A 19,758-nucleotide genomic window follows, 5' to 3' on the forward strand; every position below is an offset into this window, starting at 1 on the left:
CTCCTATGCGGCGGCCGCCTTGGCGCGCGCCGCGTGCAGTTTCTTGTAGCTGTCGAGCAGGCGCTGATGCCTGTCGAGGCCTTCCAGTTTCATGCTGGTCGGAGTCAGGCCGTAGAAACGCACGCTGCCATCCACCGAGCCGATAACGGCGTCCATCCGTGCATCGCCAAACATGCGCCGGAAGCTGACCACATAGTCGTCGAGTTCCATCTCTTCGTCCAGCTCCACCTCCAGCACCGCATTCAGGGCCTGGTAGAAGAGCCGGCGCTCGACCGTGTTGTCGTTGTACTGCAGGAAGGCTTCCACCAGTTCCTGCGCGGCTTCCAGTTCCTGCAATGCCAATTGAATGAGCAGCTTCAATTCCAGAACCGTGAGCTGGCCCCAGACCGTATTCTCGTCGAAGTCGATGCCGATCAGGGTGGCAATGTCACCGTATTCGTCCAGCTCATTGTTCTCCAGCCGGTCCAGCAGCGCTTCCAGGCTGGCGTCATCCAGGCGGTGCAGGTTCAGGATATCGGCGCGGAACAGGAGCGCCTTGTTGGTGTTGTCCCAGACCAGGTCTTCAACAGGATAAATCTCCGAATAGCCCGGCACCAGGATGCGGCAGGCGGTGGCGCCTAGGTGCGTGTACTCCGCCGTGTAAACCTCCTTCCCCATGTCTTCGAGAATGCCGAACAGGGTTCGGGCTTCGTCGGCATTGGAGTTGTCGCCGTGGCCGGAGAAATCCCATTCCACGAAGTCGTAGTCCGCTTTGGCGCTGAAGAAGCGCCAGGAGACGATGCCGCTCGAATCGATGAAGTGTTCGACGAAGTTATTGGGCTCGGTCACCGCGTTGCTGACAAAGGTCGGCGGAGGCAGATCGTTCAGGCCTTCGAAGCTGCGGCCTTGCAGCAGCTCCGTGAGGCTGCGCTCCAGGGCCACCTGGAAGCTCGGATGCGCCCCGAAGGATGCAAACACGCCGCCCGTGCGCGGGTTCATCAGGGTCACGCACATCACCGGATACTTCCCGCCCAGCGAGGCGTCCTTCACCAGCACCGGGAAGCCCTGCTCTTCCAGGCCGCGGATGCCTGCAACGATGCCCGGATACTTGGCGAGCACCTCCTGCGGCACGTCCGGCAGGGCCATCTCCCCTTCCAGGATTTCGCGTTTCACCGCCCTTTCGAAAATCTCGGACAGGCATTGCACCTGCGCCTCGGCCAGCGTATTCCCGGCGCTCATGCCATTGCTGACGAAGAGGTTCTCGATCAGGTTTGACGGGAAGTACACCACTTCCCCGTCCGACTGCCGGATGAACGGCAGCGAGCAGATGCCGCGTTCCACATTGCCGGAATTGGTGTCGACCAGGTGCGAGCCGCGCAGCTCTCCATCGGGGTCGTAGACCTCACGGCAGTATTCATCCAGAATTTCGGCAGGCAGCGCATCGTTCTTGCCAGGCTTGAACCAGCGCTCCTCGGGATAATGCACAAAGGGCGCATTGGCGATGTCTTCGCCCCAGAACACACCTGCGTAGAAGTGGTTGCAGTTCAAACGTTCGATGTACTCGCCCAGCGCGGACGCCAGCGCACTCTCCTTGGTCGCCCCCTTGCCGTTGGTGAAGCACATGGGCGAATGCGCGTCGCGGATATGCAGCGACCACACGTTCGGAACGATATTGCGCCAGGATGCGATCTCGATCTTGATGCCGAGGGCTGCCAGAACGCCCGACATATTGGCGATGGTCTGCTCCAGCGGCAGGTCCTTGCCCGGAATATAGGTACTCGTGTCGGCGTCCGGATTCAGCGTCAGCAGGGCCTGCGCGTCCGCATCCAGGTTCTCCACTTCTTCGATGATGAACTCGGGGCCCGTTTGCACCACCTTCTTGACCGTGCAGCGGTCGATGGAGCGCAAAATGCCCTGGCGGTCTTTTTCAGAGATATCGGCGGGCAGCTCGACCTGGATCTTGAAGATCTGCTGGTATCGATTTTCGGGGTCAACGATATTGTTCTGTGACAGGCGGATGTTCTCGGTCGGGATATTGCGCGTGTCGCAGTACAGCTTCACGAAATACGCCGCGCACAGGGCCGATGAGGCCAGAAAATAGTCGAACGGACCAGGCGCCGAGCCGTCGCCCTTGTAGCGGATGGGCTGGTCGGCCACCACCGTGAAGTCATCGAACTTGGCCTCGAGGCGAAGCTTGTCGAGGAAGTTGACCTTAATTTCCATAAAAGTAGTCCAAATAGTGCTATAAATTGCGTGGACACCATTATCCGTCTTTTCGACCGAGCCGCACAGGCTGTTGAACCGTCTTCTCCATGCATGCCCACGATCTGCAGCGTATCGCCGAGTACATGATGCCGGTTTTCCCGGCGCAGCAATCCGATCTCGGTTTCCTTTTCGGCACCCGCCATGGCGTGCCTGAATTCTGTGCAGCGGCGCATTCGCTCTGGCAGGAAGGCATGTTCGGGCGTCTCCTTGTCTCCGGCGGACGCACGGGCAGCTCGGCTCTGGCCGAGGCGGACCTGATCGGCGCGGAGCTGGTCAGGCTGGGTGTTCCGGAGTCCGCCCTTATTCTGGAAACTGCCGCCACGAATACCGGCGAGAATGTGCAGTTCGGACGGCGCAAAGTGGCGGAAGCCATGGATCTCGGCGCTATCCGGAGCGTTCTCGTGATCGGGAAAGTGTGCTCGACCCGGCGCTACCTCATGACCTTGCAGCGCCATTGGCCCGGCCTGCGCATGTCGGTCTGCCCGGTCAATTATTTCGGCGTTTCGGTGGAGCGCTGGCACGAGCACGAGGAATTCCGTGCGCGGGTGCTCGGGGAGTTCGAGAAGATCCCGCTCTATCTCCAGAAAGGCTTTCTGGACGAGATTGAGGGTTGCGCCGCCTATCCGGCTTTGTAAGCGGTCTCCATCAAGGCGCTGGCCAGGGCGCCCAGCTTCTGGTGGTCGTAGCTGCTGTTGTTGAAAACGACGACGGTGATTCCGTCCCCCAGTACCCGGCGCGCGACGAGGCGGAAGCCGCCGTTCGACCCGTCTTCCCAGGCCGCCTCGCGGTCCTGGCCCGCAATCGTTTCGATTCGCGTTCTTCCGCCGAGCGCGTAGCGCTGGTCGGGCATGTTTACTTTCATCAGTGTGGCGCGCGACGCAGGTGTCAGGACGCCTCCGCTCAGCACCTGGTCCATCAGGCGCAGCATATCCGGCGCGCTGCTGTAAAAGCCCCCTGCCATCGCCATGTAGTCCGGAATCGCGTTGACCTTCCGCTGCCACGACGCCAGCGGCCCCGCGTAGGCCACCGCCATGCGCGGCACAGCGCTGGATTCGCCACGATAAACACCGCTGCTGTTCAAGCCCAGGGGGCTTGTCAGCCACGCTTCGACACAGTCGCTGTAGGACTTGCCGCTCACTCGTTCGACAATGGCTTTCACAATGATCCAGTTCGAGTGCGAATAGTCCCAGCTGGCGCCGGGAGCGAAGCGCAGGTCGCCGCTTGCGTAACGGCGCACGGCTTCCATCTGCTCAAGTTCGGTCAGCGCCACTTGCGGATCGGCCTTCCTGGCAGCGATGATGTCGTTCGGCACGCCGCTGGAATGGCTCATCAGATGGCGTAAAGTCAGCTGGGAACCGGTGTCGGCGCGGTAGTCCGGCAGATATGTTCGGATCGGCTCATCCAGTTTCAGCGTGCCCTGGTCGACCAGTTTCATGACTACGATGGCGGCAATCCATTTCGATACGGAGCCCGTTTCGAAGGTGGTCGTCAAAGCCATTGGCGTCTGGATCCGGGGATCCGCCACTCCCATCGCTTTGCTGAACAGGATATTCGCCCCTCGGCCGACCACAATGGTGCCATTGAAGTCCGGGTAACTGCCAAGGGCGCCCTCGTAGCCGGGGGAGCCAGACCAGCCGAAGGCCGAGGCGACGGGTGCCAGAGCGATTGTTCCTACCAAACCCAGATACTGACGGCGATCCACGACGAAGCCTCCGAGGAAGAAGACCCGCGTAATATAGCCTCTTCCGTTGGCTGCGCCTAGTCTATCGGATTAAACGATCTTCAAAGCGGAGGCATAGGCCAGCACCGGTGGCTGCGCCGGGAGCGTCACTTCCAGCGCCCCTTCCCTCTGGGTGAAGGGCAGCGGAGTCCCCTGCCCCACCAGTTCGACCCGGGAAACGGTCTTCTTCCCGCTTCCCATTGCCTTGATGGACACCTTGCCGTCCTGCGGCCAGCCCATGACGAAGGCATACACGGCGTCGCCTTTCGCAGTGAAACGGATGTCCGCAGCCTCGAAGGGCTTGTTCTTGCCCTCGTTGAAGCCCTGGGCGGAGATGGGCGCGGCCGATTCCACGGACGGGCCTTCGCCAAACTGCGACCATGGGCGCGTGTCGTAAATTGCCTCCCCGTTGACTGCGATCCAGCGGCCGATTTCTTCCACGATGGCGCGTTCCTGCTCGTCGATACTGCCGTCGCCGCGCACCGGAACGCTCAGGAGCAGGTTGCCGTTCTTGCTGACGACGTCGATCAGCGTGTGCACAACCGTCTGTGCGCTCTTGTAGCCCTTCCTGTCGTACACCCGCCGGTCGTAATGCCAGCTGCCGATGCAGGTGCAGGTTTGCCATGGCAGCGGCTCGATCTCGTTGCTTTGCCCGCGTTCGATATCCCACACCATGCATTTGCGCTGCTGTGCATCGAGGATCTTGCCGTTGACGACCGCCTCCAGTCGCCCCTTCCGGGCGGTGCTGCGGTTGTACAGGTGCGCTGCTAGGCGCAGGCCCACATCGCTCACGGGCCACAGGGGTAGCGCCGTGTCGTCGAAGTACACGAGATCGGGATCGCAGCTGTTGATGAGATCTACCGTGCGGTTGTAGAACTTCTCGCAGTACTCCTTCGACGGCACCGCTGCCCCGCCCTGCCATTCCCATTGCTTCTGGTAGGCCTCATGGTTGGCAGGACGCTGGCTTGCCGGATGGACCTGCTCATAGAGTCCCTGCGGATCGAAGCCCTCCCACCACTTGCCCTTCCCTTGCGCTTTTCCCAGCAGGCCGTCGTACGGCCGGGCGGTTTCATACCATGTCCACGCATGGGAAGCGTGCACGCTCACGCCGAAGCGCAGGCCGTTGTTGCGGGCAGCCTTCGCCCAGCCTGCGATCAAATCCTTCCGGGGGCCGATCCTTGTGGAATTCCACTGCGGCTGATATTTGCTGGCGTACAGGTCGAAATTGTCGTGGTGGTTCGCCAGGGCGACGAAGTAGCGTGCGCCGGCCTGCTTGTACAGCGCCACCAGAGCTTCCGGGTCCCAGCGCTCCGCCTTCCAGCGGTGAATCACGTCCTTGAAGCCGAACACCGAGGGGTGGCCATATTTCTTGAGGTGATAGCGATAGGCTTCACTGTCCTTTTCGTACATCGCACGTGCGTACCAGTCGCCGAACTCGGGTTCGCATTGCGGGCCCCAGTGCGCCCAGATGCCGAACTTCGCGTTCCTGTACCACTCCGGCGTTTCGTAGGACGACAGCGAGTTCCAGTCGGCCTGGAACGGCCCGGAAGCCATGGGCTCCATGCCGGAACGCGCTCGCGCTGCAAGCGCGTGCGGGGCCAGAGCGAGGCCGGGAGCCGCCGCTGCGATGTGTTTCAACAGTTCTCGTCTTCTCATGACTTCCTTACTTGCCCACGGGCTCAATTCCTGCAGCGGGCGAATCGAGCTGCAGCGCAATGATCGTATCGATATCGTCGCGGGAGCCGGACGGCACGGAAAGTTCAATGCCATCGGCGGATTGCGCCACATCCGCCTTGCCGCCCGCCAGCGTGGCCGCGCTCAGAACCTTGGCGGGAATCGCGGGGAGGACCAGCTTCTCGCCCTGCCACTTCAGCACGTGAACGTAGACTGTGTTGCCGCGATGGGTGGACGCGCCGTATTCGCCTGGCAGGAAGGGCCCTCCGCGCGTTTCATAGATGCTCTCGCCATACTTGCCAAGCCAGCGGCCGATCTCCCTCAGCCGCTCCGCCTGCGCCGGATCGACCTGGCCGTCCGGCCGCGGTCCCACATTGAGCAGCAGGTTGCCGTCGCGGCCCGCCGCATTGGCGAGCAGCTGGATGTAGTGCTTGAGCGGCTTGGGCTGCATATTGGGCTGGTAGCCCCACGCGCCAGCGATGGTGGTGCAGAGCTCCCAGGGATGCCGGTTGTCGAAGCCGCCCAGCGCGGCATCGCCCTCGCGCGCGTGGAAGTCTTCCGCCATGTCGGCACGGCCGTTGATGACGATTTGCGGCTGCAGGCGGCGCATCATGGCGTGGACCTTGCCGTGTTCCCAGTCGAATCCACCCTTGTAATGCTGGCCTTCGGTGCGCTTCGTCCAGGTGGCCATACCCCAGTCGGCGCCGAAATTGAGCCAGTCGGTCTCGCCGCCGTCGAACCACAGGATATCGATCTTCCCGTAGTTCGAGAGCAGCTTCTTCATCTGGCGGTGGTATTGCTCGCGCATTGCCACTGCGCTGTCGCGGTACATGTCGGGGAAGAAGTAGCCGGGGAAGCGCCAGTCCATCGGCGAGTAGTACAGGCCCACCCCCATTCCCGCCTTGCGGGCGGCTTTCACGTAGCCGGCCACGAAGTCGCGTTTGGCCGCCGTCTTCACGCTGGAAAAGGGATTGGCGCCGTCGTCGAACATGGCGAAACCGTCGTGGTGGCGGGCCGTGAACACCATGTACTTCATGCCCGCTTCCTTCGCCAGTTCGGCCCAGGCGTCCGGGGTGAAGCTGGCTGGCTTGAACTGGCCTGCGAGCTTTGCATACTCGCTCACCGGCACCTGTTCGTTCCACATCATCCACTCGCCCCGGCCGGGAATCGCGTAGAGGCCCCAGTGGATGAACATGCCGAAGCGTGCGTCGCGCCACCATTTGATGCGCGCCTCCTGTCCGGATTCGGCGCCCTGGGCCACTGCGGGCCGGAGGGGCAGCGCAGTCAGAAGACCGAGAAGCACAGCAGAGAGAAGATGAGGGATGCGTTTTTTGGTCATCAGGCCAGTGTACTGAACGCGTTTGGCAGGGCGATATGAAATTTTGATAAAAAGGTATGCCGGACGGCGCTAGCTGTGGTCCCAGGAGAATGGGATGGAGTGGTACTAGCTGAGGGACCAGCTGCCAAGTACGATCGGGCATCCCGACTCCCGGCACAGCCATGAAAATCCGTCTGATTGCGATTCTTGCCTGCTCACTGCTAGCCGTCCTGCCCGCAAAGGCGGATGGCCAGCGCGATTTCGACTGGGAGATCGGCGCCTGGGACACCCAGCTGAAGCGCCTGCGCGAGCCCCTCAGCGGCAAAACGAACTGGGTCGAATACTCCGGCACGTCGGTGGTGAAGCCGGTCATGGACAAGCGCGCCAATCTCGTTGAACTGGACGTGCAAGGCCCGGCCGGGCGCATCACCGGCGTGTCGCTGCGCCTCTACGAGCCCGCTCGCAAGCAGTGGACGCTCAACTTCGCGAACCTGGCCAACGGTGAGATGACTAGCCCCATGCGCGGCTCATTCCAGCAGGGCCAGGGCGTCTTCTATGGCGAGGACACGCTGAAGGGCCGCACCGTTGCCGTGCGCTTCCTGATCATTCCCGTCAACGGCAGCCAGTGGCGTTTCGAGCAGGCCTACTCGGACGATGGCGGAAAGACGTGGGAAACGAACTGGATCGCCATCGACACCCGCCGCAAGGAACAACAATAGGAGATATCGATGAAAAAGCTGCTGCTGGCTTGCGCGGTGCTGGCCATGCCCCTGGCCGTGAAGGCCGAGGAAAAGAAGTGCTACAACATGGACCCGGCCTTCGAGCACCAGATGGGCTACTGCCAGGCCGTCCGCACGGGCAATACGCTGTACATATCGGGCACCGCCGCCTCGGGCGATATGCCCGCCGCCATCGCCAAGGTGTATGCGGACCTGAAAACCACCCTCGCCGCCCACGGCCTCACTTTCGCGGACGTGGTCAAGGAAAACGTCTACGCGACCGATCTGGATGCGTTCATCAAGCACCATGAGATACGCAAGGCCATGTACACGAAGGGCTATCCTGCCGCCACCTGGCTGCAGGTGACTCGCCTGTTCACGCCGAAACTGGTGGTCGAGGTGGAACTGGTGGCGGTATTCCCATCGAAATAATAATGCAACCTAAGGGTTGCATTTTCCGCGCACCTGGCTTACTCTCTGTTGCGCAACCGGCCGGTTGCACAAACTGAGGAGCGCAAATGGATACCGACCGCATCGAACGCAGCATCGTCATCAACGCACTGCGCGACCGCGTCTGGCAGGCGCTGTCGAGCGCCGAGGAATTCGGCACCTGGTTTGGCGTCAACCTGAAGGGCCAGGTGTTCGCCGCAGGGCAGACCGTGCAAGGCAATATCACCCACCCCGGCTACGAGCACCTGCGCATGACGGCAGTGATCAAGACCGTGCAGCCGAAAGACCTGCTGGCCTTCAACTGGCATCCCTATGCCATCGACCCCGCCATCGACTACAGCCATGAGGAGCAGACGCTCGTCACCTTCACGCTGTCCGACGCACCCGGCAACGCCACGCTGCTCAAGGTGGTGGAATCGGGCTTCGACAAGGTCCCGGCGCGCCGCCGCGACGAAGCCTTCCGCATGAACAGCAAGGGGTGGGACGCGCAGATCGAAAACATCGTACGCCATGTCCAGGGGTGAGGACAGGGCCGCGCTGGCACACGTGTTCGCGGCGCTGGGCGACCCCACGCGCCTGAAGCTGGTCACCCTCCTCTGCGCTGGCGGCGCCTTTTCCATCGCCCAGCTGACGGCCAGCACGGAGATCAGCCGCCAGGGCGTGACCAAGCACCTCCAGGTGCTCGCGGAAGCGGGCGTGGTGCGCGACCTGCGCCAGGGCCGCGAACGGCTCTGGCAACTGGAACCTTCCGCCATCGAGGAAGCCCGGCGCTCGCTGGAAGCGATCGGGCGGCAGTGGGACGCGGCGCTCGGCAGGCTGAAAGCATTCGTCGAAGCGACGGCGATATAATCGTTTTAACAACAACCAGGAGACATCATGAAATACCAGGGAAGCTGCCACTGCGGCAATATCAAATTCGAGGTCGAAGGCGAGATCAAATCCGGCCTGGCCTGCAACTGCTCCATGTGCCAGCGCAAAGGTTCCCTGCTCTGGTTCGTGCCGCGCCACGCCATGCGCCTGCTCACGCCCGAAGAGAACGCGAGCAGCTATCTCTTCAACAAGCACAAGATCACGCACCGCTTCTGCGCGACCTGCGGCATCCATCCCTACGCAACCAGCAGCATGCCGACGGGCGAGCCGATGGCGGCTATCAACCTGCGCTGCCTCGAGGAGATCGACCTCGAAGCCATCCCCGTCACGCACTACGACGGGCGCTCGGTGTAGTTGACAAACGCCCAAGAAATGGCCGGGAGAGGCGGTTTACCGATATAATTTCCGCCTTTCCCGCCCGGATGTCCGCCATGTCCCTGCTTGACCACGAGATTGAACTGCTGTCGCCCGCCAAAACCGCCGAAATCGGGCGCGAAGCCATCCTGCATGGCGCGGACGCGGTTTACATAGGCGGGCCCGCCTTTGGCGCGCGCCACAACGCGAGCAATCCGCTGGAAGACATTGCGGGCCTGGTGGAATTCGCCCACCGCTACCACGCGCGCATCTTCGTCACGATGAACACCATCATGCACGATGCGGAACTGGACCTGGCGCGCCAGCAGATCTGGCAGCTCTACGAAGCGGGCGTGGATGCGCTCATCATCCAGGACATGGGCCTGCTGGAGATGGACCTGCCGCCGATCCAGCTGCACGCCAGCACCCAGTGCGATATCCGCACCGTGGAGAAGGCGCGCTTCCTCGGCGACGTAGGCTTCTCCCAGCTGGTGCTGGCGCGCGAACTCACGGTGGAACAGATCCGCAAGATCCGCGCGGAAGTGAATACGCCGCTGGAGTACTTCGTGCACGGCGCGCTGTGCGTCGCCTTCTCCGGCCAGTGCTACATCTCGCATGCGGACACGGGCCGCAGCGCAAACCGCGGCGACTGCTCCCAGGCCTGCCGCCTGCCTTACACCCTTTCCGACGGCCAGGGCCGCGTGGTGGCTTACGAAAAGCACCTGCTGTCGATGAAGGACAACGACCAGAGCGCGAACCTCGAAGCGCTGGTGGACGCGGGCATCCGCTCCTTCAAGATCGAAGGCCGCTACAAGGACATGGGCTATGTGAAGAACATCACGGGCCACTACCGCAAGCTGATCGACGAGCTGCTTGAGCGCCGTCCCGAGTTCGTGCGCGCCTCCAGCGGCCACACCCGCCTCATGTTCACGCCGGACGTGGACAAAACCTTCCACCGCGGCCATACCGACTACTTCGCGCAGGGCCGCCAGGGCGACATCGGCGCCTTCGATTCGCCCAAGTACCTGGGCGTGACGCTGGGCACTGTCATCCGCATCGCGACCGACCATTTCGACATCGTGACCGACGCATCGATGGCCAATGGCGATGGCCTGAACTACATGAACAAGCGCACGCCCGTGGGCGTGCAGGCCAACACGGTAACGAAGCTGGGCGAGGATGGCGACGGCCAGCGCTGGCGCGTCTTCCCCAACGAACCGATGAGCGCCCTGCCCGGCCTGAAGCCCGGCGTGCAGGTCCACCGCAACCGGGACCACCAGTGGGAAGCGGCGCTGCACAAGAAATCTTCCGAACGCAAGGTGGCAGTGCAGCTCACGCTGAGCGAGCAGGCGGACGGCCTGCGCCTCGCCATTCGCGATGAGGACGGCGTTGCCAGCGAAGCCGTTGCGGCCATCGCCCTGCAGCCCGCCCAGCAGGCCGCGCAGGCCGAAGCGTCGCTGCGCAGCAGCCTGGCAAAGCTGGGCAACACCATGTTCGAGGCGGACGACGTCGAGCTGAAGCTCTCACAGCCCTGGTTCGTGCCGGCGGCGGCCATCAACGGCCTGCGGCGCGACGCCATTGCGGCCCACGAAGCGGCCCGCCTCGCGGCCTGGCAGCGCCCGCAGCGCAAGGCGGCGGCCGAACCGCCGGCGGCCTATCCCGAAACGCAGCTGAGCTATCTGGCCAACGTCTACAACGAAAAGGCGCGCGCCTTCTACCACAAGCACGGCGTGCAGCTGATCGACGCTGCCTACGAGGCGCACGAAGAGCCGGGCGAAGTCTCGCTGATGATCACCAAGCACTGCCTGCGCTTCTCCTTCAACCTCTGTCCCAAACAGGCCAAGGGCGTGCAGGGCGTGCAGGGCCAGGTGCGCGCCGAGCCCATGACCCTCGTGAGCGGCGACGAGCGCTACACCCTGCGCTTCGACTGCAAACCCTGCGAAATGCACGTGGTGGGCGCCATGAAGCCCAACATCCTGAAATCGCCGCCCCCATCGGCGGTGCCCTACAGCCCCCTCGTCTTCCACCGCCAGCGCCCCCGCGCCTGACCGGGCAACTGACCAGCTATAATTGCGCTTCCAACAACACATGGGAAGCGGGATGAAAGTTTTTGCACCACTGCTGGGAGCCTTGCTGGCGGCACTGCCGTGCGCTGCGCAGGCCAATCCTTTCGAAATGATCGAGTCGCAGCCGAAGAGCGAGCTGTGGGTGAATGCCGGGTTTTATTCCCGCCACTTCCAGCGCGACAAGGGGTTCGATGACACGAACCCCGGCATCGGCGCCGAGTACCGCTTCTCGACCGTCGCTTCGGCCACCGCAGGCCGCTTCCATAACAGCGACCGGGAAATGTCGAACTACCTGGGCGTCTATTACCAGCCCATCGCGCTCGGTCCGCTGCGCCTGGGCGCCGTGGTCGGCGGCTTCAACGGCTATCCGAAGATGCGCGACGGCGGCTGGTTCCTGGCGGCGATTCCCGTTGCAACTCTGGAGTACGAACGCGTAGGCGTGAACTTTGCTATCGTACCAACTTACAAGGAACGACTGCACGGCGCGTTCTCGATCCAGCTGAAGTTCAAGCTGTTCTGACGCGGTCATCCCGAAGCCAGTATGGCGCCCCGCTGCGCGCCGTGCGACGATAGCACCATGAATCAGACCGCCACCCAAGAACAGCAGCAGCTCGCTGCCCAGGATTCCACTCCCGATCACCTTCCGGATGAGCTCCTGCGCCTCGCCTCCTATCTCTGTGGCAAGGAGGTTCCCGCCGACGCCCTCGCCGATCCGCAGCGCCTGCTGGCCCTTGCCCCGCCTTCCCTGGACGCTGCCGGCCGCCGCGCGCTGGCGGACCTGACCACTACCGCCCGCGTCCAGGGCGCACTGCGCCGCAACCTGGCACGCGCCGAGGGCTTCCTGTCCGGTTTTGCCGAGCACTCCCCTTCTCCGCTTTGGGTGAAAGACCGCACGGGCGCATATGTGATGGGCAATGCGGCCCTGCTGGGCTTGCTTGGCGTGCCCAATATCGTGGGCAAGGACGACAGCCATTTCTGGCCGGAAGACGTGCGCCAGAGCCTGGAAGAGCAGGACCGCGCCGTGCTGGAGAACGGCGAAGTCATCAAGACCATGGAAACCACCCACGACGGCAAGCGCCACTGGCTGGTCCACAAGTTTCCCATCGACGTGAACGGCGAACCCTTCCTGGGCGGCTCGGCCATCGACATGACCACCGAGGTGGAGAAGGAGCGCGCCCTGATTCGGCACGACAACTTCTATGTGCTGCTGTCGCGCCTCTCGGCCACCATTTCCCGCGCGAAAACTCTGGAGTCCCTGTGCCTGGACACCTGCCGCGCCGCCGCTCACCAGCCCGGGATCGAGATCGTGGACATCTGCCGCGTGGACGACACTACGGGCGGACTCAAGCTCTTCACCTCGGCTTCCCGCGACGGCAGCGAGCACGAGTGGCGCGACGCGGACAGCGGCACACCGGACGGCATGGCAGTAGCCGACTGGTTCGTGCCCGAGCTGGCCAGCGCTGCCATGAACACCGGCAAGATGCAGTTCTCGAACGACCTGCATTCGGGCTGCCAGCGCCGCAAGATCGCCTCCTGCATGGCCATTCCCCTGTTCGTGAACGGCAAGTGCTGGGGCGTGGCGTCCTTCTATTCGAAGCGCAAGGAATTCTTCGACCATTTCTACCGCGAACGCGCGGGCGAACTCGGGAACGAGCTGAGCTACGGACTGGAGCGCCTCATCAATGCCAAGGAGCTGCACCGCCTGGCGCGCACCAATTCCCTGTCCGGACTGCCGAGCCGCCTGCAGTTCGAGGAGGAGATCGCTGCACTGGCCGCCGCGAATGCCCAGGGCGTGGTGCTGCTCATCAATATCAACCGCTTCGACGAGCTGAGCTCGGCCTACGGCAACGCTGCCGCCATCGGCCTCATGCGCGAATTCGCCCAGCGCCTCCGCGGCGTCGTGGCCCAGCGCATGGTGCTCTCGCACGTGGGCATCGGCCGCTTTGCGCTGTTCTATCCGGCGGACGAGGCGCGTGCACCCGTCGACTATATCCGCGAAACCCTGCTGCCACTGCTGCAGGGCGCCTACCATGTGGAGCAGCACAAGATCTGGTGCACCATCAATGTGGGTATCGCTTCGCTGCCGGAGGACGGCAATACGGCGGACGACCTGCTGGTGAAGGCCTGGGACGCGCTGGCCGCCGCGCGCAATGTGGATGAACGCATCGGCATCTACGACCGGGACGCCGACCATGCGCTGGCGCGCCAGATCAGCCTTGAGGCGGAGCTGCGCGAGGCGGTGGAACGCAAGGAATTCATCAACTACTACCAGCCGAAGATCGACCTCAAGACAGGCAAGCTGGCAGGCGCCGAGGCGCTGGTGCGCTGGCAGCACCCCACGCGCGGCCTGATTTCCCCTGCCGAATTCGTGCCGGTACTGGAACGCACGGGCCTCGTGATCGCCGTCGGCAGGCAGGTAATGCAGAAGGCCATGGAGGACTGGCGCGAATGGTATGACGACGGCCTGATGCCGCCGCAGATCGCGGTCAACGTGGCGCCCGCGCAGTTCCGCTGCGATACCCTGTTCGAGGATATCGAGCATGCCCTGAACATCGCCGAGGCGCACCTGCAGCCGCTGTCCATCGAAATCACGGAAAGCGCCCTGGTGTCGGAACAGAAGCGCGTGGTCGAAACCCTGAGCCGCGTGCGCAATCTCGAAGTACCGGTGGCCATCGACGACTTCGGCACCGGCTATTCCTCGCTCGCCTACCTGGTCACGCTGCCGGTCGATATCCTGAAGGTGGACCGTTCCTTCGTGATGAAGATGACGCACGACGCGGGCTATATGGGCCTGGTCAGCACCATTGTCTCGCTGGCGCACAACCTGGACCTGAAGGTGGTGGCCGAGGGTATCGAATCGGAAGAGGAAGCGAAGCTGCTCAAGCTCCTGCGATGCGAACAGGGACAGGGCTATCTGTACAGCCGCCCCGTTCCTGCTTCCGAATTCGCCGCCCTCCTCCGCCGCTGATTCACCTGTCCTCCGCAAGAACGCGGAGGATGGCGGCACGGGCCTCCCGCCCTTCCGGCGTCGGCATCGCCGCGTAGTTGTGCGGCTGTCCCTGTCGGAGATGAAGGTCGACGGGCACGCCCGCTGCCCGTGCCTTCGCAGCCATGTCGATGCAGTCCGGATAAAAGAGGTCGAGCGTGCCGGAGAAAATGGTCATCGGCGGCAGTCGCTCGAACGAGGCGTTGAGGGGACAGACATAGGGGTGCGACGCGTCCAGTTCTCCGGCATACATGCGTCCCGCCTCGCGCACCCCGGGAATATCCTGGAGGGGATCACGGGCCGCAATGGCTATCTGCTCCGGCCTGCTGACGGAAAAATCGCCGCCGGGCGATATCAGCACCAGGGCGCGTGGCTGCTCATGGCCTGCATCCCTGATCCATTGCGCCGCGGCCAGGCCCAAGGCGGCGCCTGCCGAGTTTCCCACGACAGTGACATTCTCGGCGCCCACCCTGTCCATCAGCTCACGCAGCAGTTCCCCCGTGGCAGGCACAAGATCCCGGGCGGTGCTGCCGGGAGTGAGCGGATAGATGGGAACAATGCAGCGCACGACAGCTTCCCGGTTCAGGTAAGCGACGAAGCGCCAATGGGCCCGCACGATCTCCCTGAAGAAGCCGCCGCCGTGAAGGAAAACGACATGGCGGGCGTTCCCGCGCGCAGCAGCCGTGGCAGTTTCGTAGACGGGCCATCCCGCCGCGCTCTCCATCCGTTCCACTTCGATGCCGCGCCCCAGGCCTGCCGGCTCGTAGCACATCGGCCGCAAGGCCATGGCGCGCACCTGCTGCTGCACGGCGGCGCCAGAAGCCAGCCGCTTCTTGATGGGGAGAAGGCGGAGCAGGCCCACGAGGCAGCGGCTTTGCCAGCTGGGCGCTGCGGGGTCAGGCAGCCATTCGGCCTGCTGCGCCATCGATACTGTTTCAACGCTCATTCCAGTCCTCCTTGTATATGGTGGGGATATAATATGAGCGATCACTCGCATTTGATACTCGCATTCCAACAAGCTGAATATGGCACGCAGACCACCCGTAAAACCAAGGAAGGAAGCCTCCCAGCAAAGGTCGCGGGCAACCGTGGACGCGCTGGTGGAGGCGACAGCTCGCATTCTGGTCAGGGATGGATACGACAAGGCGAGCACCAACCGCATCGCCGAAGAGGCAGGAGTGAGCATTGGTTCGCTCTACCAGTACTTTCCCGCCAAGGAAGCGCTGGTGGCTGCCGTCATCGACCGCCACCAGAGCGATATCATGGGGATCGTGCACGCCGCGGTGGCGGAGGCGGAGGAACTCCCGCTACGGGATGGCGTGCACCGGCTGGTGGCGGCGGCCATCGAGGCGCACAGCGTCGACCCGAAGCTTCACCGCGTGCTGGCTGAACAGCTGCCGCATACGGGCACGCCACGGAATGTGGAAGCGCACCAGCGCGAGAACTTCGCGATGGTGCGCAACTACCTGGAAAAACGAAAAGAGGAAATTCGGGTACCGGACCTGAACCTCGCCACCTACATGTGCGCCACCTCGATCGAGGCGCTCGCCCACAATGCCGTCCTGCACCAGGGCGACAAACTGTCGAAGGAGGCGATTGGACTGCTGGTCAACGAGACTGCTCGCCTCGTGACCGGCTATCTCCAATCGCCGCCCTGACAGCTTATTTCACCCTTGCTGTGGCGATCTGGTCGAGGATGTGCTTCGGCACCGCGGCGTAGTGCTTGAACTCCATGGTGTAGGTCGCCCTGCCCTGCGTGAGCGAACGCAGGGTGGTGGAGTAGCCGAACATTTCGGCCAGCGGCACCAGGGCCTTCACCAGCTTGCCGCCGCCGCCCGGGATCTCGTCCATCCCCTGCACCATGCCGCGCCGCGTGGACAGGTCGCCCATCACATTGCCAGTGAACTCCTCGGGCGTTTCCACCTCCACCTGCATCATGGGCTCCAGCAGCTCGGGGCTCGCCTTGCGCATGCCGTCCTTGAACGCGATCGAGGCGGCCATGCGGAAGGCGTTCTCGTTCGAGTCCACGTCGTGGTAGGAGCCGAAGGTGAGCGTGGCCCGCACGTCCACCACCGGATATCCCGCCAGCACGCCTGAGCGCAAGGTCTCCTGGATGCCCCTGTCCACCGCGGGGATGAACTCGCGCGGCACCACGCCGCCCTTGATGGCGTCCACGAACTCGTAGCCCTTGCCCTGCTCGGTGGGCTCCAGCTTCAGCACCACGTGGCCGTACTGCCCCTTGCCGCCGGACTGCTTCACGAACTTGCCTTCGATGTCCTCCACCATCTTGCGGATGGTTTCGCGGTAGGCCACCTGCGGCTTGCCCACGGTTGCTTCCACGCCGAACTCGCGCTTCATGCGGTCCACCAGGATTTCGAGATGCAGCTCGCCCATGCCGGACATGATGGTCTGGCCCGATTCCTCGTCCGTGTGCACGCGGAAGGACGGGTCCTCCTGCGCCAGGCGGTTCAGGGCAACGCCCATCTTCTCCTGGTCGGCCTTGGTCTTGGGTTCCACGGCCTGCGAAATCACAGGCTCCGGGAAGACCATCTTCTCCAGCACGATCACATGGTCCGGCGCGCTCAGCGTGTCGCCCGTGGTCACGGCCTTGAGCCCCACCGCCGCAGCGATATCGCCCGCGTACACCTCCTTGATCTCCTTGCGCTCGTTCGCATGCATCTGCAGGATGCGGCCCAGGCGCTCCTTCTGCGATTTGGTCGGGTTATAGACGGTGTCGCCCGAATTCACCACGCCCGAATACACGCGGAAGAAGGTCAGCTGGCCCACGAACGGGTCGGTCATGATCTTGAAGGCGAGCGCGGAGAACGGCTCGTCGTCCGCCGGATGGCGTTCGATCTCCTTGTCGTCCTCGTCGTGGCCAGCAATCGCGGGCACGTCCACCGGCGAAGGCAGGTACTCCACTACCGCATCCAGCATGGCCTGTACGCCCTTGTTCTTGAAGGCGCTGCCCGCCAGCATGGGCACAATCTCGTTGCGGATGGTGCGCGTACGCAGCGCGGTCTTGATCTCTTCCTCGCTCAGGGTTTCGCCGTTAAGGTACTTCTCCGTGAGCTCGGGCGTCGCTTCCGCAGCCGCTTCCACCATGTGCTCGTGCCACTTCTGCGCCAGATCCTTCAGGTCGGCGGGAATGTCTTCATAGGTGAATTTCACGCCCTGGCTGGCGTCGTCCCAGCGGATGGCGCGCATCTTCACGAGGTCCACCACGCCCTCGAAGTGTTCTTCCGCACCCAATGGAATCTGGATAGGCACGGCTACGCCCTTCAGGCGGTCCTTGATCTGCTGCTGCACGCGGAAGAAGTCCGCGCCTACGCGGTCCATCTTGTTGATGAAGGCGATGCGCGGCACCTTGTACTTGTTCGCCTGGCGCCACACGGTTTCGGACTGCGGCTGCACACCGCCCACGGAGTCGTACACCATCACCGCGCCATCCAGCACGCGCATGGAGCGCTCCACCTCGATGGTGAAGTCCACGTGGCCGGGCGTATCGATGATGTTGATGCGGTGCTCGGCGAAATTGCCCGCCATGCCCTTCCAGAAGGCCGTGGTCGCGGCCGAGGTGATCGTGATGCCGCGTTCCTGCTCCTGCTCCATCCAGTCCATCGTGGCGGCGCCGTTGTGCACTTCGCCGATCTTGTGGTTCACGCCGGTATAGAACAGGATGCGCTCGGTCGTGGTCGTCTTCCCGGCATCAATGTGCGCACTGATGCCGATATTGCGGTATCGCTCGATGGGGGTCTTACGGCTCATCACAATCTCCTGTCTGATAGGAATGCGAAGTTTGGGAGCTATTGCCGGATTTCAAGCCTGCTTTTGGCAGTACCTACGACGCCAAGATGGATAAAGCCGCCCGGCATGCTGAACGCGCCCGGACAATTTACATCAAATGCGCCGCTCCTGCTGCCGCCGCCCTGGGCGCAGTTCCGCCGCGCGCCGGAAGGCAGCCAGGACAGGGTTGGCGCCATCTCGAAGGAGACTCCGGCGCTGCGCATGGCCGCCAGCAGGCCCTCCGCAAACGGCGTCTCCGAAGCGAGAAGGCGGCGCAGCGGGGCGATGCGCCCGCCCGCGAAGTCGGGGCGCTCGTACCAGCCGAAGAAGTCTTCCTCGCGCAGTGCATCGCTTCCGCCGAGGATGGCGCGCCACTGTTCCAGCGGGCCGGCCGTGTTGCCCGCGCGGCGGGAAGCTTCGAATGCGATGGCGTGGAAGGCCAGGCCGCAGCGGTAAGGCAGAATGCCGCCCTGGCGCTGCGGCGCCGCCCGCCAGGGCTGTTCGCCGATGGCGAGAGCGCACTGGTTGAAGGCTTGTTCCAGCAGGAGCAGGTACACGGAATCGTTCATCCAACCCAGGCGGTGCATCAAGTTCAGGCCGATCCAGTCCGCATTGCCCTCGCCCAGCCAGGGCTCGCCAGCGGCGTTGAAGCGGCGCCCATGCCACAGATGGAAAAGCTCGTGGGCCAGGAAGACGCGCAGCACGCCACGGTCCTTGTCCGCCAGCTTGCCTTCGGAGAAAGCCACGGTGACGCGCACGGTGCCGTCCTGAACGTCGCCCTTGGGCCGCAGCACAGTCTCGCCGGAGCCAGGCTGGCCCACGAACAGCAGCATGGGCATGCCGTTGACGGGCTCGCCGAAAGCGTGGCGGTACTCGGCAAGCAAGGTCTCGGAAGTGGCGCGCAACTCCGCTTCAAGCGGCGCTGTCAGTCCGGAGGCGATGGCCCATGCGCCAGTCCAGCGGGCTGGAGGGCGGCGCGAGAGCACGAGGTCGGTATCGTCGATGGCCGCCTGGCGCGCGTCGGAGGGCTCGGCCACGGCCACCTCCTGCGCCGCACCGTGTACCTGCCCCATCCAGCCTGCAATGCCGCCACGGGGCGGCTCCACGGTCCAGATCATGGGGCCGTCGATGGCGTAGTAGCGGGTGTGGAGCGACAGCGCGTCCGGGCCGATGGGCAGGGCCGGTTCGAAGCGCCGGTCCAGGCCAAGGAAGCCGGGCTGGACGCGCACCGTCACTTGTTCGCAGACTCCGGCACGGCGCCGCACGATTCCTTCCGGGCGCAGTTCCGCACAGTCCTGGACCAGCCGCCAATGCGGTTTGCGCACCAGCTCCCATACCTGCGGATCGGGATTCGCAAAGGGCAGAACGAGGGCTCGGTCTGGAAAGGTGTAATCCACCTGCAGCGCGCCATCGTCCGCCAGGCGCAGCGCGATACCGGCCGGGGCGGCACTGGCCGCGGCAGCCACAAACAAGGCGAACAGCGTCGCGAGGCAGCGTGCATACATGAGCAGAAAGTATAGCGGCCTCAAAAGCGGTGCGCGCGGGCATGCGTGCAATCAACTATACTGGCG

The 19,758-nt window shown here is 63.6% G+C and carries 17 protein-coding genes; 10 read left to right on the forward strand and 7 right to left on the reverse strand.

The features are described from left to right. Window positions 1–3 precede the first annotated feature (3 nt). Entirely contained in the window at window positions 4–2,202 is a 2,199-nt protein-coding gene (locus LSQ66_RS09075) for an OsmC domain/YcaO domain-containing protein (RefSeq protein ID WP_231769453.1), read from the reverse strand. An 89-nt stretch (window positions 2,203–2,291) separates the two neighbouring features. Between LSQ66_RS09075 and LSQ66_RS09080 the strand changes: the two genes are divergently transcribed. Then, entirely contained in the window at window positions 2,292–2,879 is a 588-nt protein-coding gene (locus LSQ66_RS09080) for a YdcF family protein (protein ID WP_231769454.1), read from the forward strand. Here LSQ66_RS09080 and LSQ66_RS09085 read toward each other — a convergent pair. The 3 genes from LSQ66_RS09085 to LSQ66_RS09095 form a co-directional block, all read right to left on the reverse strand. Next, entirely contained in the window at window positions 2,864–3,946 is a 1,083-nt protein-coding gene (locus tag LSQ66_RS09085) for a serine hydrolase domain-containing protein (RefSeq protein WP_307730252.1), read from the reverse strand. The two genes, LSQ66_RS09080 and LSQ66_RS09085, sit on opposite strands and share 16 nt — an antisense overlap. 69 nt (window positions 3,947–4,015) lie before the next feature. Beyond that, complete coding sequence (locus LSQ66_RS09090; protein ID WP_231769455.1) at window positions 4,016–5,602, reverse strand: alpha-L-fucosidase; 1,587 nt, start codon at window positions 5,600–5,602, stop codon at window positions 4,016–4,018. A 25-nt stretch (window positions 5,603–5,627) separates the two neighbouring features. Next, window positions 5,628–6,977, reverse strand: a complete 1,350-nt coding sequence (locus LSQ66_RS09095) for an alpha-L-fucosidase (protein ID WP_231769456.1) — start codon at window positions 6,975–6,977, stop codon at window positions 5,628–5,630. Window positions 6,978–7,138: 161 nt separating this feature from the next. On the opposite strand from LSQ66_RS09095, the gene LSQ66_RS09100 reads away from it, so the two are divergent. From LSQ66_RS09100 to LSQ66_RS09135, 8 genes are all read left to right on the forward strand, one after another. After that, window positions 7,139–7,675 carry a hypothetical protein gene (locus LSQ66_RS09100; protein WP_231769457.1) on the forward strand — a complete coding sequence of 179 codons (537 nt, stop codon included), beginning with the start codon at window positions 7,139–7,141 and terminating at the stop codon, window positions 7,673–7,675. Window positions 7,676–7,684: 9 nt separating this feature from the next. Beyond that, window positions 7,685–8,107, forward strand: coding sequence for a RidA family protein (locus LSQ66_RS09105; protein WP_231769458.1), 423 nt, complete (start codon window positions 7,685–7,687; stop codon window positions 8,105–8,107). 86 nt (window positions 8,108–8,193) lie between these two features. Then, a complete protein-coding gene (locus tag LSQ66_RS09110; RefSeq protein ID WP_231769459.1) occupies window positions 8,194–8,649 on the forward strand; it encodes an SRPBCC family protein in 456 nt (151 codons plus the stop codon). Continuing rightward, complete coding sequence (locus tag LSQ66_RS09115; protein ID WP_231769460.1) at window positions 8,636–8,974, forward strand: ArsR/SmtB family transcription factor; 339 nt, start codon at window positions 8,636–8,638, stop codon at window positions 8,972–8,974. The genes LSQ66_RS09110 and LSQ66_RS09115 overlap by 14 nt, the downstream gene beginning before the upstream one ends. 27 nt (window positions 8,975–9,001) lie before the next feature. Continuing rightward, window positions 9,002–9,349: a GFA family protein gene (locus LSQ66_RS09120; RefSeq protein ID WP_231769461.1), complete on the forward strand. Its 348-nt coding sequence runs from the start codon at window positions 9,002–9,004 to the stop codon at window positions 9,347–9,349. A gap of 77 nt (window positions 9,350–9,426) precedes the next feature. Further along, complete coding sequence (locus LSQ66_RS09125; protein ID WP_231769462.1) at window positions 9,427–11,397, forward strand: peptidase U32 family protein; 1,971 nt, start codon at window positions 9,427–9,429, stop codon at window positions 11,395–11,397. A 52-nt stretch (window positions 11,398–11,449) separates the two neighbouring features. Continuing rightward, complete coding sequence (locus tag LSQ66_RS09130) at window positions 11,450–11,935, forward strand: hypothetical protein (protein WP_231769463.1); 486 nt, start codon at window positions 11,450–11,452, stop codon at window positions 11,933–11,935. Between the two features lie 57 nt (window positions 11,936–11,992). Next, a complete protein-coding gene (locus LSQ66_RS09135) occupies window positions 11,993–14,383 on the forward strand; it encodes a bifunctional diguanylate cyclase/phosphodiesterase (protein WP_231769464.1) in 2,391 nt (796 codons plus the stop codon). Between the two features lies 1 nt (window position 14,384). On the opposite strand, the gene LSQ66_RS09140 is transcribed toward LSQ66_RS09135, so the two are convergent. Further along, window positions 14,385–15,347 (reverse strand): alpha/beta fold hydrolase, encoded by a 963-nt coding sequence (locus LSQ66_RS09140; RefSeq protein WP_231769465.1) that lies wholly within the window; start codon window positions 15,345–15,347, stop codon window positions 14,385–14,387. A 79-nt stretch (window positions 15,348–15,426) separates the two neighbouring features. Here LSQ66_RS09140 and LSQ66_RS09145 point away from each other — a divergent pair, with 79 nt between their 5' ends. Further along, the gene (locus LSQ66_RS09145; RefSeq protein WP_231769466.1) at window positions 15,427–16,059 is read left to right on the forward strand and encodes a TetR/AcrR family transcriptional regulator; all 633 of its coding nucleotides are present in this window, start codon (window positions 15,427–15,429) and stop codon (window positions 16,057–16,059) included. A gap of 4 nt (window positions 16,060–16,063) precedes the next feature. Here LSQ66_RS09145 and fusA read toward each other — a convergent pair whose 3' ends face one another. Together fusA and LSQ66_RS09155 are read right to left on the reverse strand one after the other, a co-directional pair. After that, window positions 16,064–18,169, reverse strand: coding sequence for an elongation factor G (gene fusA / locus LSQ66_RS09150; RefSeq protein WP_231769467.1), 2,106 nt, complete (start codon window positions 18,167–18,169; stop codon window positions 16,064–16,066). 38 nt (window positions 18,170–18,207) lie between these two features. Continuing rightward, window positions 18,208–19,692 carry a hypothetical protein gene (locus LSQ66_RS09155; RefSeq protein WP_231769468.1) on the reverse strand — a complete coding sequence of 495 codons (1,485 nt, stop codon included), beginning with the start codon at window positions 19,690–19,692 and terminating at the stop codon, window positions 18,208–18,210. Window positions 19,693–19,758: the final 66 nt, after the last annotated feature.

This window comes from Massilia endophytica, assembly GCF_021165955.1.
GTDB classification, from domain to species: Bacteria; Pseudomonadota; Gammaproteobacteria; order Burkholderiales; family Burkholderiaceae_D; genus Rugamonas; species Rugamonas endophytica.

Bases quoted from the DNA above. Each gene is read 5' to 3' on its own strand.
- LSQ66_RS09075 (WP_231769453.1), bottom strand. From the start codon at position 2,202: ATGGAAATTAAGGTCAACTTCCTCGACAAGCTTCGCCTCGAGGCCAAG.
- LSQ66_RS09080 (WP_231769454.1), top strand. From the start codon at position 2,292: ATGCATGCCCACGATCTGCAGCGTATCGCCGAGTACATGATGCCGGTT.
- LSQ66_RS09095 (WP_231769456.1), bottom strand. From the start codon at position 6,977: ATGACCAAAAAACGCATCCCTCATCTTCTCTCTGCTGTGCTTCTCGGT.
- LSQ66_RS09100 (WP_231769457.1), top strand. From the start codon at position 7,139: ATGAAAATCCGTCTGATTGCGATTCTTGCCTGCTCACTGCTAGCCGTC.
- LSQ66_RS09105 (WP_231769458.1), top strand. From the start codon at position 7,685: ATGAAAAAGCTGCTGCTGGCTTGCGCGGTGCTGGCCATGCCCCTGGCC.
- LSQ66_RS09110 (WP_231769459.1), top strand. From the start codon at position 8,194: ATGGATACCGACCGCATCGAACGCAGCATCGTCATCAACGCACTGCGC.
- LSQ66_RS09115 (WP_231769460.1), top strand. From the start codon at position 8,636: ATGTCCAGGGGTGAGGACAGGGCCGCGCTGGCACACGTGTTCGCGGCG.
- LSQ66_RS09120 (WP_231769461.1), top strand. From the start codon at position 9,002: ATGAAATACCAGGGAAGCTGCCACTGCGGCAATATCAAATTCGAGGTC.
- LSQ66_RS09125 (WP_231769462.1), top strand. From the start codon at position 9,427: ATGTCCCTGCTTGACCACGAGATTGAACTGCTGTCGCCCGCCAAAACC.
- LSQ66_RS09130 (WP_231769463.1), top strand. From the start codon at position 11,450: ATGAAAGTTTTTGCACCACTGCTGGGAGCCTTGCTGGCGGCACTGCCG.
- LSQ66_RS09135 (WP_231769464.1), top strand. From the start codon at position 11,993: ATGAATCAGACCGCCACCCAAGAACAGCAGCAGCTCGCTGCCCAGGAT.
- LSQ66_RS09140 (WP_231769465.1), bottom strand. From the start codon at position 15,347: ATGAGCGTTGAAACAGTATCGATGGCGCAGCAGGCCGAATGGCTGCCT.
- LSQ66_RS09145 (WP_231769466.1), top strand. From the start codon at position 15,427: ATGGCACGCAGACCACCCGTAAAACCAAGGAAGGAAGCCTCCCAGCAA.
- fusA (WP_231769467.1), bottom strand. From the start codon at position 18,169: ATGAGCCGTAAGACCCCCATCGAGCGATACCGCAATATCGGCATCAGT.
- LSQ66_RS09155 (WP_231769468.1), bottom strand. From the start codon at position 19,692: ATGTATGCACGCTGCCTCGCGACGCTGTTCGCCTTGTTTGTGGCTGCC.